This window comes from Micromonospora sp. NPDC047738, assembly GCF_040642675.1.
GTDB lineage: Bacteria > Actinomycetota > Actinomycetes > Mycobacteriales > Micromonosporaceae > Micromonospora.
Genome location: NZ_JBEYSO010000023.1, coordinates 55,459 through 67,949, shown reverse-complemented (window position 1 = coordinate 67,949; position 12,491 = coordinate 55,459). Strand labels below are relative to the sequence as shown.

Annotated in this window: 11 protein-coding genes; 5 read left to right on the top strand and 6 right to left on the bottom strand. The window is 71.0% G+C overall.

Annotated features, from left to right (window positions below):
- Nucleotides 1-3 precede the first annotated feature (3 nt).
- On the bottom strand, nt 4-405 hold the full coding sequence (locus ABZ783_RS27960; protein WP_357443201.1) for a VOC family protein: 402 nt from the start codon (nt 403-405) through the stop codon (nt 4-6).
- 310 nt (nt 406-715) lie between these two features.
- Here ABZ783_RS27960 and ABZ783_RS27955 point away from each other — a divergent pair, with 310 nt between their 5' ends.
- The 3 genes from ABZ783_RS27955 to ABZ783_RS27945 all read left to right on the top strand — a co-directional run bounded on the left by ABZ783_RS27955 (nt 716) and on the right by ABZ783_RS27945 (nt 3,728).
- Entirely contained in the window at nt 716-2,359 is a 1,644-nt protein-coding gene (locus ABZ783_RS27955; protein WP_357443198.1) for a hypothetical protein, read from the top strand.
- Between the two features lie 68 nt (nt 2,360-2,427).
- Nucleotides 2,428-3,051 carry a thiamine pyrophosphate-dependent enzyme gene (locus ABZ783_RS27950; RefSeq protein WP_357443195.1) on the top strand — a complete coding sequence of 208 codons (624 nt, stop codon included), beginning with the start codon at nt 2,428-2,430 and terminating at the stop codon, nt 3,049-3,051.
- On the top strand, nt 3,048-3,728 hold the full coding sequence (locus ABZ783_RS27945; RefSeq protein ID WP_357443192.1) for a YoaK family protein: 681 nt from the start codon (nt 3,048-3,050) through the stop codon (nt 3,726-3,728). The genes ABZ783_RS27950 and ABZ783_RS27945 overlap by 4 nt, the downstream gene beginning before the upstream one ends.
- A 56-nt stretch (nt 3,729-3,784) precedes the next feature.
- On the opposite strand, the gene ABZ783_RS27940 is transcribed toward ABZ783_RS27945, so the two are convergent.
- Together ABZ783_RS27940 and ABZ783_RS27935 are read right to left on the bottom strand one after the other, a co-directional pair.
- Nucleotides 3,785-4,651, bottom strand: a complete 867-nt coding sequence (locus ABZ783_RS27940; RefSeq protein ID WP_357443189.1) for a polysaccharide deacetylase family protein — start codon at nt 4,649-4,651, stop codon at nt 3,785-3,787.
- A 759-nt stretch (nt 4,652-5,410) separates the two neighbouring features.
- Nucleotides 5,411-5,719 carry a hypothetical protein gene (locus ABZ783_RS27935; RefSeq protein ID WP_357443186.1) on the bottom strand — a complete coding sequence of 103 codons (309 nt, stop codon included), beginning with the start codon at nt 5,717-5,719 and terminating at the stop codon, nt 5,411-5,413.
- Between the two features lie 607 nt (nt 5,720-6,326).
- On the opposite strand from ABZ783_RS27935, the gene ABZ783_RS27930 reads away from it, so the two are divergent.
- Nucleotides 6,327-6,908 carry a DUF5317 family protein gene (locus ABZ783_RS27930; RefSeq protein ID WP_357443184.1) on the top strand — a complete coding sequence of 194 codons (582 nt, stop codon included), beginning with the start codon at nt 6,327-6,329 and terminating at the stop codon, nt 6,906-6,908.
- An 87-nt stretch (nt 6,909-6,995) separates the two neighbouring features.
- Nucleotides 6,996-9,311 (top strand): alkaline phosphatase family protein, encoded by a 2,316-nt coding sequence (locus tag ABZ783_RS27925; RefSeq protein ID WP_357443181.1) that lies wholly within the window; start codon nt 6,996-6,998, stop codon nt 9,309-9,311.
- Nucleotides 9,312-9,326: 15 nt separating this feature from the next.
- Here the strand turns inward: ABZ783_RS27925 and ABZ783_RS27920 are convergent, their stop codons facing one another.
- The 3 genes from ABZ783_RS27920 to ABZ783_RS27910 all read right to left on the bottom strand — a co-directional run bounded on the left by ABZ783_RS27920 (nt 9,327) and on the right by ABZ783_RS27910 (nt 12,443).
- Nucleotides 9,327-9,905, bottom strand: a complete 579-nt coding sequence (locus ABZ783_RS27920) for a VTT domain-containing protein (protein ID WP_357443178.1) — start codon at nt 9,903-9,905, stop codon at nt 9,327-9,329.
- Nucleotides 9,902-10,666: an MBL fold metallo-hydrolase gene (locus tag ABZ783_RS27915; protein ID WP_357443177.1), complete on the bottom strand. Its 765-nt coding sequence runs from the start codon at nt 10,664-10,666 to the stop codon at nt 9,902-9,904. Before ABZ783_RS27915 ends, ABZ783_RS27920 begins: the two co-directional genes overlap by 4 nt.
- A 271-nt stretch (nt 10,667-10,937) precedes the next feature.
- Nucleotides 10,938-12,443: an alkaline phosphatase D family protein gene (locus ABZ783_RS27910; protein WP_357443174.1), complete on the bottom strand. Its 1,506-nt coding sequence runs from the start codon at nt 12,441-12,443 to the stop codon at nt 10,938-10,940.
- Nucleotides 12,444-12,491 lie beyond the last annotated feature (48 nt).

Below are 12,491 nucleotides of genomic sequence, written 5' to 3'. Positions count from 1 at the left end.
TTCTCAGCTGTGGCCGGGCAGCGGACAGTACAGGTCGATGCCGTTGCCGTCCGGGTCCAGCACGGTGGCGTAGCGGTGACCCCAGAAGGCGTCCCACGGCTCCCGCGCCCCGGTGTATCCGGCCCCGCTGAGCTCGGCGTACTTGGCGTCGACGTCGGCCGGGCTGTCGAGCCGGAACGCCAGGAAGACCGGTGGGCTACCCGCGCCACGGGTCCAACCTGGGCGGGCCATCGCGGCGAACTTCTCCTCGTTCAGCATCAGATGCAGCCCATTCGGCAGGTCGCATCCGGCGTGCTCGGCGTAGCTCGGGTCAACCTGGAACTCCAGGCCCAGCCGCCGGTAGAACCCGATCGCGGCGGCGATGTCCGCGACGACGATGTCCAGGCTGTCCATGACCGGTTTCATGATCTACTCCCGTCGGTCTCGTTGAGGTGCTGTCACCTGCTAGACGACCGGCGGGACGTCGGATACGACACCGCCTCAAGATCTTTTGTGCTGGCCGGCACGGGGGTACGCACGGCGGTTCAGCCGGGTTGACGACGGCAGCATGAACGCCCCGACCCCCTCCCCCGCCCCGCCACTTGCTGAGCCCTAGTGTTCGGCACACCCCAAATGCCGGAGATAGGAGGGAGAAAGCCGATAATATGCTGTCCATCCTCACCTGAGCAGCCCGGTTCTGGGCGGCGGCACGCCTGGCGAGCAGGAGGTCGGCGCGGTGGTCGTGCTGCGATCGGCGTCCGTACGCCTCCTGGCGCTCCTTACCCTGACCACGCTTCCGCCGATCCTGGAGGCGGTGCTGTCGAGCCGCTTCGGCCTCCGGTCCGCGGTGGGGCTGGCTCCGCAGGCGAGCGCGCCAGTGCCCTTCGCGACCTTTCACGACCTGCGCTGGATCTCCGTCTATCACGACTCGTGGCCGCAGTTCACGGGCGAACTGATCGCCACGGTGGTCGGACGCGGTGTGTGGACCGCAGCCATCGTGCTGGTCGCCTGGCCGCCGCAAGCGGGACGGCGCCCGGCGGTGGGCAGGGCATTGCTCACCGGCATCGCGGGCATCGCCGTCCTGGCCGTTGTCATGCTGCCCTGGGCCGCGCTCTCGGTGGCACTCGCCGCGACCTCGCTGTCCTGGCTCTTCATTGCCGATGTGGGTGTGGTTTTCGTGCTCGTCCTCGTCGGACAGCGGGCCGGCCTGGTGCCCGACTGGTGGCGGGGGCTACCGCCGCCGGCCGCCGTGCTCTGGGCCGTGGTGTCGTTCCTGATCCTGACCATTGCCTCCGTGCTCATGTCCGCCGCGCCGGGCCCGTTGCCCATCGTGCTGGCCGCCCTCGCCGGCGTCGTGAACGGCTGGCTCTGGCGGCGCCTGCTCGCGGCGGTGCTGACGGCACGCGTCGTGCTGGTCCGGGTCCCGGTCGCCCCGTTGGTCGCCGTCGGGCTGCTGCTCGGCATCGCCCCGGCCGGGTTCCTGGCCAGAACCGCTGCCCAGGTCGCCGGGCAACCGCCGCCCCCACTGGCTATCGGCCCCGGCGGCAGGCCGCCTCAGGCACTCATCTTCGTGGGTGGCTACGACTCCGTCGGCGACGGCGCGCCAGTCGGCGGCGGCCAGCAGATCGCCGACAGCATCCCGTTCGAAGTATTCTCCTACGCCGGCCTCGACTCCGGCGGGCGGCCGCTGCCGTATCGGGCGCAGCAAACCCAGCAGTCGCTGGAGAGCAGCGCGAAACTGCTCGACGCACAGGTCGCCGAGGTGCACAACCGCACCGGTCAGCCGGTGGCCCTGCTCGCGGAGAGTGAGGGAGCCCTCGTCGTCCGCACCTACCTGGCAACGCGCCCGCACCCGGCCGTGGTCGCGGTCATCCTGCTCAGCCCCGTGCCCAACCCATCCGCAGCCGCCTTCCCACCGTCCGGCGACGGACGCGGTTGGGGACTGGCCGCAGGCGCGCAGCTGCGGGCGATCCTGACGGTCGCCAGGTGGTCCAGCGGCCTGCCGATCAGCACCGACGAACCGCTCATCCACTCGCTCCTGGGTAACCCACAGCGCTACCGCGATCAGATGTTCTGTCCGGTCCCGGGGGTACGCACGGTGGCATTCGTGACGCTCAGCGATGCCCTCGCCGATCGGCCGGGCAACCCGTTGGGCGTGCCGTTCGTCCTGGTGGTCGCCTTGCACGGGGACGCGTTCGACCGCAGCCGGGTGCAGCAGGGACTCGTCGCGTTTCTCCATGGTGAGACACCGCGGACGACGGGCGCGGAGCTGTACCGGATCCTGCGGGGCGCGGCGGTCGCCTGGCAGGCGCCGCCGCTCCGACTTTCGCTCATCCCGCCCGGACCGGCCGGATACGAGATACCGCGCTGCCACGGCTGAACTTCCGAGACGGGCGTCCCCGCCCATCCGGCGCCAGGCATCGGCCGACGCCTCGCCTGGACCGGTGAGTGCTGCCGTCACCTACCGTCGGCGCGCACTTACGGCCGCCCGGCGGGACGGGATACACCGGGGTGACCGCTCGCCGGAGCGGTCGCTGCCTGCCCGGAAGGGGGTCGAGCACGGTGCTGGTACCCCCGGCGTGGGTCACGGGACAGCCACCTGACACGTCGCGGACCCGCGCGCCCACCTGCCTCGGCCTGATCAAGTGGGAGCAGATGGTCTTTCTCGGCAGCCCCGAATATGGCGTGAACTTCGCCCCGATGGACTTCGTCAAGTTCGCCGAAGCCTGCGGTGCCACGGGCGTCCGCATTGCGGACCCGGCCCGCTGTCCCGATCAGATGAAGCGGGCGCTGGCTGCCAGCGGCCCGGTCATCGTCGAGTGCGTGGTGGACCCGCACGAACCCCCGATGCCGGCGCGGATCAAGAAGGACCAGGTCAAGAAGCTGGCGGCAGCACTTCGCGCCGGTACACCCAACCGCAACCGCATCGCCCTGCAGATGGTCAAGGACATCCTCGACGAATCCAGCTTCGAGGCCAGCCCGGGCCGCATCGTGCCCGACCGGCTCGGTCAGGCTCTGTCCGGTGCCGCGCGCCGGCTGCGCGACCGCGCCGACGACCAAGACCAGGCATGAGCGAAGGCCGGGGCCGGCAGAGACTGCTCATCAGCGCGCTCACCGTCACCGCGGCCGGCACCGACGCACTCAGCTACCTCGGTCTCGGCCACGTCTTCCCCGCCAACATGACCGGCAACACCGTCCTGCTCGGCCTCGGCGCGGCCACCGGTGACTGGCCCGCCGTCAGTCGATCCGCGACCGCGCTGTGTGCGTACGTGCTGGCCGCAGTGGCCCTCGGCGCCGCCGTGCCCGACAGGCCCGGTCCGCACCACATCCGTACGGCGTTTCTCATCGAGGTGTGCCTGCTGGTGGCCACGGCGGTGTGGTGGAACCTGCTGACCGGCCGCCCAACCGGTGCGCCGCGATACGGGCTCATCGCCCTTGCCGGCACCGCCATGGGGATGCAGAGCGCCATCGCCGCCCGGCTCCGCTTACCCGGTGTCACCACCACCTACATAACGGGCACCTGGACCGGGCTCAGTATGGGCATCGGCGAGCTGCTACGCCGCGACCGCAGCCGGTCCCTTGACCGGCAGATAGCGCGGAGCCTCGTCGTCACCTGGTATCCCGCCGCCGCGTTCGCCACTGCCGCCGCCTACACCGCCTGGCACAACTTGGCCGCCCTGATACCGGCGATGACCGTCGTCCTCTCCGGGTTGATTTACCGAGGCCGCCTTGGCAGGTCAGCCAGCTAACCGTCCACGTATCGCGCCGGCTCAAGTTCAGGCAGGCTTTTCCGGCTCTCGTCCGATCACTTGGCCTCGGTGGGCAGCGCCGTCAGCTCGAACCGGGCGGCCAGGTCCGGCAGGATGCGATCCAGGGCGTTCACCGTGCCCTGCCGGTTCCCGCCGCCGTCGTGCAGCAGCACCACCGCGCCCGGTCCGGTCCTGCTCATCACCATCGAGGCGATGCGGTCAGCCCCGGGTGCCTGCCAGTCCGAGGGGTCCACGCTCCAGTGCAGCGACGTCATGCCCAACTCGTGCGCCACCGACACCAGCGGGTAGGTCCATACGCCGCCCGGCTGGCGGAACCACACGATCGGCGCGTCGGGAACCGCCGCCCGGATCGCCGCATTGGTCCGCAGCAGGTCGGCCCGGATGTCCTTGGGCGATCGGTTGCCAAGGGAGATGTTGTGATTCCAGGAGTGGTTGCACAGGGTGTGCCCGTCGGCCACGATCGCCCGAACCAGATCGGGGTGCTTCTGCGCGTTCTCCCCCACCAGGCAGAAGGTTGCTCGGACCTCGAACCGCCGCAGCACGGCAAGGACCTGCGGGGTGAATTGAGGGTCGGGCCCGTCGTCGAAGGTGAGCGCGATCCGGCGGGTGCCGGTGGTGGCGTGGGCACCGAAGAGACCGGCACCGGCGGCGTTCCGCGTCGCGCCGTCCTGCCCGGCATCGAGTGGGCTCGCGCTGTGGTCGCGCGTCGCCGGGCCAGCCGATCCGGCCTCGGGCTGGTCGGCGTGCTGCGCGCCGCCCGGGTCACCGGCAGCCCGGGTGGGGTTGTGCCCTAGCTGGTCCAGCCCCAAGGCCCGCCCCATCGCGTACGACGAGACGAGCAGGGCCGCTACCACCAGGGCGAGGACTACCGTGGTGCGTCTGGACGGTCCTGTCCACGTCATCGGAACAGCCCGCCGCAGTGCCCGCGCGGGCCCGCCCCGCTGAGATCCTCAGGCCGCACCTCTTCCTCCCTCCCACACCCTGGAATTGCAGCCTATGGCCGGGGCTGCGGCACTTGATCCCCAATATGGCAAAAAGGGTTATCTGGGGGTTCCCTCGCTTGTCCTGCTGGCATCAGGCAGGCATGCCAGCGCAGAATTGGCGGCCGTACCCGGGTGGGTAGGAAGCTCCGGGTGAAACTGGTCCATCGGTTGATCATCGCGGCCACGGCGCTGCTCGGGCTCTGGGCCGGCCTCGCGTATGAGGTGTCGCAGCCACCGGACGCGGCCGGCTATGCGCATCGGCCAGCAAGCTCTCGGCGACCGTATCGGCGGTGTCCTCGGCCGCTGGATGGCCGGCACCGCCCGCCGACTCGCGCCACAACCGCATCCCGGGAGCAGACGATGCCAGCTGACCAGCCCAACGTCCCACTGCGAGCCGGTGCTCTCCTGCGACAGCCCGTTCGCGACCTGGCAGGTCGGATCATCGGACGGGTCGCCGACATTGAAACCACCCGTGTCAGCGACGGCCGCGAACGGGTGACCGCTCTCGTCGTCACCGCCGGGCGATGGGGGCGCCTGCTCGGCTATGAACGCCACGAAACCCGGGCCCGTGGCTGCTCGAGCGCCTCGCCCGCATCGTGCTGCGCCGCCACCTGACCCGCGTGCCCCGGCAGGACGCACGCTTCCCCTGAGACAGGCGGGACGGCGACGGCACCAATCTCACGAAAACCTGTCCGCCTCTTTCATTGCCTCGTCGTACTCCTTGTTGGCAATATTCAGCTTCTCCTTGAGTTTGCGTACGGCTTCGCGGCGCGTCTCGGTCGTATTGCCAGGATTCACCTCTTCCAACAACGCCCTCACCGAAGGCGTGTTCATGGCTGGAGTGAACGGTTTATTGGGATCCAGGAGATGCTCGACACGGTCGAGCGCCATCGAGATCGTTCTCGCCCTCTCAAGGGCTTGCAGCAGCCTGTACTGCGCTTTCTGCTCCTCGGGGCTGAGTTCTACTTCGTCTGAATCTGAGTCCATGACCACTCATCCTTTCCGTGAGGACTATTCGCCGGCCGAAGCGGTTGAGCCGTCGTCTCACTTTAAAGCTTTTGACCGGGCCCGCATGACGACATCCTGACGACGAATGAAGGCGGACAGCAGCGCAACGCTCGACGGCCAGACATCACGCCGAATCAGCCGTCCCCGGTTGGGTCGGGCCGAAGCACCGCCCCAGGCTTTCGAACGGACTCGGCCCACCCTCCGAACCGGACAGGCAAGCCCGTTGCATCCGGCCCTCCAGACTCACGCCGGCTGGATCGGGCGACGCATCGGAGGCACCCACGGGTGTAAACCACGCTGCGGCTTTACCTGATTGCCTGAGATTCATCTGCACGGACAGGTCCAGATCACTGCCGACAATACCGAATCAGTTGATGTTCACCGATCAATAGCATCGAGTGCCATGAAGCTTCGGATCGTCCTCGCGTTGGCCGCACTCGCCACCCTGCTCTACACCGTCGGCGCACCACATCAGCACGGCGGCTGACCCGGCTCGAGATGAGGCCCTCCATCGACCTGCTGCTCGTCGCTTCCACCACGCTGCACTCGACCATCGGCACTCCCCTCGACGAGGCCGGATAGGCCGATGTCCGTACTTCTTGTCGGCCCCGTCCTCGTCGGCCTGGCCGCCGGATACCTCACCGGCGGCCGGCTGCGCCGCCTCGCCGACCAGCCACTGCGGGGCATCTGGCTGCTGTACGCCGCCGCGCTCGGACAACTGCTCACCCACGTACCGCCGGGCTCCCGACTCCTCTCCGCCGCCGCCCAACGGTGGCTGACCGCCCTGGTGTTCACCACCGTCGGCATCGCGTTACTGATCAACCTCCCCCGCCTGTCCCGCCCAGCCCGCGCCGGCATCGCCGTCGCCCTCGCCGGCGCGGCGTTGAACGCGGCCACGATCCTGCCGAACGGCCACATGCCGGTCGCACCAGCCGCACTGCACCACCTCGGCGCCGCCCCGACCGACACCACCCTGGATCCCCACCACACGGTCGGCACCACGGCGACCCGGCTCGCCGCACTCGGCGACACCCTGCCCGTGCCGTGGCTGAACGTGGTGATCAGCGTCGGCGACATCGTCCTGATGGCGGGCATCGCCCTGCTCGTTGCCGCCCTCATGCACCAGAGCCGCCCCCGGACCACGCCGGCGACGCTGGCCCAAGATTGATGTCGAGCCCGTCCGCTCCAACCTGCGGACACTCCGGCCCTTCGGCAGACCGATCTTGGCCCGTCGGGGTGTGGCATTGTGAGTCGAATGGAGCCGGACCCAGCCACCGGGGAGCACCGGACGCTGACGCCCCAGCCTGTGCGCGTCGGGCTGGGGGTGCTGCGCGACTACCGGCCGACGGTCGCTCGGTTGCGTGCGCTGCTACGCAACATGGTCACCTCTTTCGTGGTGCTCAGCACGACGCTGTGGCTGCTGCCGGGCGTGACGGCGAGCGGCTTGGTCGCGACCCTGTGGCTGGTCGGGCTGATCGCCGCGATCGGCGCGGTGCTACGGCCGCTGCTGTTCGCCCTGGCCACCGCGCTCGGCGGGCTCGGCGCTCTGGCAATCGGCGTGTCCGTACAGGCCGTCGTCATGTATGTCGCGCTGCGGCTGGATCCGAAGGCAGACGTGGCGGGGTTCGCCGATGCCTTCGCCGCCGCCTGGCTCGCCGTGGCGCTCGCGGCGGTGGTGAACTGGCTCGCTGACGCCGGAACGGACGACGCGTTCGTCAGCGAGATGCTGTGGGTGATGGCCCGGGTGCGGCGCAGGCGGGAGCGGCGCCCCGCCCGGCGGCAACGACGGCGGCGAGGTGACGCCCCGGCGGAGGCGCCCGCCCAGCAGGCAGCCGACGGCCTGCTCATCATCCAACTCGACGGGGTGGCCGCGCCGCTGGTGTGGTGGGCCATCCGCGCCGGCAACCTGCCCACGGTCGGCCGGTGGCTACGCTCGGGCAGCCACCGGATGACCCGCTGGCACACCGGGCTTCCGGCCACGACGCCGGCAGCCCAGGCGGGCCTGTTGTACGGCGACACTCGGCGGGTGCCGGCCTATCGCTGGTATGAGAAGGCGACAGTGAGCGACAGCGGGGCACGCTCCGCGGGTCGCATGGTGGTGACCAGCCGACCGCGCGACGCCGCCGAGATCGAGCAGCGCCTGTCCGCCGGACAGGGTCTGCTGCGGGACGGCGGGGTCAGCATCAGCACCGCCTTCTCCGGCGACGCCCCGACCAGCCTGCTCACGGTGAGCCGCGCGGGACTGCCCGGACGATCCACCCGGGGATACGCGGTGTTCATGGCCAGCCCGTACGGTTTCGCGCGAGCCGTGGTGCGCGGGGCCGGGCAGGTGCTTCGCGAGCTGTACGAGGCGCGGCGGCAGCGGCTGCGCGACATCCAGCCCCGGGGACGGCGCCGAGGTTCGTACCTGGCGCTGCGCCCGATGGCGAGCCTGCTCAGCGACCTGAACGTGTCGCTCATCGCCGAGCAGATGGCCGGCGGGACACCGGTCATCTTCTGCGACTTCCTGGACTACGACGAGGTGGCCCACCACGCCGGGCCGGCGCGCCCGCAGGCGATGGCGGTCCTCGAGGCGCTCGATCAGACGCTCGGCATCCTGCAGCGTCTGGCGGCTGAGGCGACGCGGGACTACCACATCGTGGTGTTGAGCGACCACGGGCAGAGTCAGGGCGCCACGTTCCGCCAACGATACGGCGAGTCGTTGACGGAGCTGGTCGCCCGCCTTGCCGCACACCCGGTGCGGGAGGTCGCGCCCGGCGGCCGGCTGGCGCCCACCGTCCCGGCCCAACCCGCGACGACCGCCGAGGCCGCCGATCCCGTCGAGTCGTGGGGCCGGGTGAACACGCTGCTCACCGAGGTCGGCGGCCGGGGCGGGGCGACCGGCACGGCGGCTCGGCTGGCCCTGCGGTCCAGGAGGGATGGGGGCGAGGTCAGCCTGGGGCCGGCCGACCGGGAGGAGGCGGCCACCGCTGCCGATCCGGAGGCCGTGGTGGTGGCATCGGGCAACCTGGCGATGATCTACCTGCCCCGTCATCCGGGACGGCTGTCCCGCGAGCGGATCGAAGCCGCCGTCCCGGGGCTGATCGACGGCCTGGCCGCGCACCCCGGCATCGGGCTGGTCGTGGTCGACTCCGCCGCCGGACCGCTGGCGATCGGGAGCCGGGGCTGCCACCGGCTGCGGGACGGGCAGATCGACGGCGACGATCCACTTGCCCCGTACGGCCCCCGGGCACGCCACGACCTGCTACGCCATCAGGCGATGGACCACGTCGGCGACCTCGTGGTGATCAGCGCCGTGGAGCCGGGCCTGGAGGAGGTCGCGGCCTTCGAGGAGTTGGTGGGGTGCCACGGCGGGCTCGGTGGCTGGCAGACCGAGGCCCTGCTCATCCATCCGGCCGGCTGGCCGCAGGAGGGCGAGCTGGTCGGCCCGGACGAAGTACATCGTCAGTTGCTCGGCTGGCTGCGGCGGCTCGGCCTGCGGCGGGCCGACGACGTCGGCACGCCGGACGGGGCGGGCAACGAGCCGGACTTCGACCGGGACCACGACCGACGCCACGAGCCGGCCGCGTAGCGCGGGCGACGCGGCCTACGGGGTCAACGGATCGTCCGGCAGTCGCCGGCGCCGGCTGAGCCAACCCAGTGCCTGGGTGACCAGCACGACGAGCAGGACCGCGGCGACGACGCTCTGCCACGGCTGCGGGAAGACCGCCCGGCCGAGGACCCCGATCGAGGCGTAGAGCACCGCCCACAGCAGGCTGGCCGGCGCGTTGGCGACGGCGAAACGCCGCCAGGCCAGCCCTGCCACGGCTGCGGCCAGCAGCACCGGGATCCGGCCACCGGGGATGAGCCGGGACACCAGCAGCGTCGAGATGTGGCCCTCGCGCACGCGGGCCGAGACCTGGCCGACCCGCTGCCGTCCGCGCAGGCCGGGTAGCCACCGGGCGACCCGCTCGCCGCCCCAGCCGAGCATGCCGTACGTCGCGAGGTCGCCGACGTACGCGCCGACGGCGCCGGCGATCACGACCAGGACCACGGTCACCGGATGCTGGTGGGCGGCGAGTGCCGCGGCGCCGCTGACCGCCGCGCCGGTCGGCACCACCGGGACCACGGAGCCGAACAGCACCACCAGGATCAGCGAGCCCAGCGCGCCGAGCGTGGCCGTCACGGTGGGTCCGCACAGAACGACTCGCCCGGCCGCAGCACGCGCACCTGGGTGGCGGGCGAGACCATCTCCACCTGGCGAGCGAAGTCGTCGCCCGGCCGAGCGAACCGGTCCGGCCGGATCCGGTCGCAACCAACCGGCCAGAAGGTGCCGAAGTGGATGGGTACGGCCCACGCCGGCGCCGCGCGCCGTACCGCTTCGGCGGCCCCCGTCGGATCGAGGTGGCCGGGGCCGAGCGTCGGTCCCCAACCACCGACCGGAATCAGCGCGAGATCGAGGGGCCCGAGGTCGGCCATCTCGTCGAAGAGACCGGTGTCCCCGGCGAACCAGGTTCGCGCGCGGCCTTCGATCAGGTAACCGACGGCGGCTGCCCGGTGCCGGGACCACGGACCCCGGCCGGCGTGGTGGGCGGCGGGGACGGCGGCGACGCCGACGCCGCCGATCGTGAGCCGGTCACCGACCGCGAGTTCCGTGCAGCGCCCGGCGGCCGCCGCGCCGAGCGCCCGCCGGACCAGCCGTGCGGCGCCCGCCGGCACCACCAGCGCGGTGTGCTCGGGCAGCCGGCGCAGCGACGCGAAGTCCAGGTGGTCGGCGTGCAGGTGCGACACGAGTACGGCGTCCGGGGCGGACGGTAGTCGCGGGGTGGGCCCGCGTCGACGGCGCAGATGGGCGAGCCGGTCACGCAGCAGCGGGTCGGTCAGCAGCCGGGTTCCCGAGTCCTCGATCCATACGGTGCTGTGCCCGCACCAGGTCAGCTGCACCACACCGACACCCGCACCGCCTCGGTCACGCCTGCCACCGTATCCGGCCGGGCCGTCGAGCCGCACGGAAGCCGCGGCCGCGCCGTGTTGCTGCTGGTCGTGGGCCCATGTCGCACGGGACCGCGGGGCACCACCGGCGAGCTCACGAAGTCGGCCCCCACCCCTGCTGAACCAGGGTGGGGGGTCGATCTTGTGTCGTCCGGCGCGGTCCCGCCGCGCGTCGCGGACGGGCATCGGTGCCGAGGGGTGCGCCGACCTCGGGCGTGGGCGGGGCCTAGACCAGGGTCACGCCGGGGCGTCCGGCCTCGATGTAGAACCGCTGCGCGTCCCAGGTCGGGGCGTCGGGCCGGGTGACGAACTTGACGTTCCGCAGGGTCGCCGTCGCGCCGGTCGGGGTGAACGTGGTGCGGATGAAGCCACGGTAACCGTCGACGTACCGGATCCACGGACGCTTGAGCCAGTTGTCCTTCGTGGCCTGGTCGCCGGGGCCGTCGCCGGTCGAGGTGATCGACGTGACGATGAACTCTGTGCCCACGATCGCGCTGGTGGGATCCGGAACCGCGAGCAGCGAATCCTGGACGAGCGTCCAGTGCAGGTCCCCGGACAAGATGACCGGGTACACCTGGCGGTCGTGGTACGCGCGGTAGATCCGGTTCCGGGTTGGGCTGTTCTGGTTGACGCCGCCGAGCTGCTGGCCCTGCGCGAACACGTGCCACGTGGCGCCGGTCGAGTTGATGCCGTCGATCAGCCACGCCTCCTGCTCGTTGCCGAGCTTGGAGACCAGCGGGTCGTTGTCGCCGATGCGGTGCTGACGGCTGTCCAGGAGGTCCAGCTGCGCGAGGCTACCGATGGTGAACCGGCGGAAGATCCGCTGGTCGGGGCCGACGGGCGGAGCGCAACGCGTGGGGGTGTTCTCCCACCACGCCTGGTAGCCGGCGGCGCGTCGGGCGAGCTGCTTCTGCCCGCGGTCGATGCCGCCGGCGTAGTCGTTGGTGACCTCGTGGTCGTCCCGGGTGATCGCCCACGGGAACGCGGCGTGCGCCGCCTGCAGGTCAGGGTCCAACTTATACAGGGAGTAGCGCAGCCGGTACTGGTCGACCGTGTTCGTGGCGGCGCGCACCTCATCGGGCACGAAGGTTCCGCCGCGGGGCGCGGCCGCGGTGATCGCGCCCTCGTAGATGTAGTCGCCGAGGTGCACGACGAGGTCGATGTCGTCCTGTGCCAGGTACCGGTACGCCGTGAAGTAGCCGGTCTGCCAGGTCTGACAGGACGCGTGACTGATGGTGAAAGAGTTGACCTGCGCACCGGCGGCTGGCAGGGTCCGCGTACGGCCGACCGGGCTCAACTCTGGCCCGCACCGGAATCGATAGAAGTACCAGCGGTCGGGCGCGAGTCCCTGAACGTCGACGCGGACGCTGTGGTTGTACTCCGGCAGAGCGAACACCTCGCCCTCCCGGACGATCTGGGTGAACGCCTCGTCGTGGGCGACCTGCCAATGGACCGGGACCTTCTTCGGCGGCATGCCGGACCCGACGGCCAGCGGCTCCGGGGCGAGACGGGTCCACAGGATGACTGAGTCGGCCAATGGATCACCGGAGGCCACGCCGAGGGTAAAGGGGTAGCCGGGCAGGTTGCCGATGCCGCCGCCGAGGGCGGCGGTGGCGGCGGTGGGGATGGCAGTGCCGATCGAGGTCGCTGCGGCGACCGCTCCCGACAGGATCAGGAACTGACGCCGGCTCGGCCCGGAAATGGCGGAACGGCCGTCTTCGTGGTGGGACAAGGTGAGCATCCTTGACAGAGGGGGCATCAGGAATGCCCAGGTGTACGC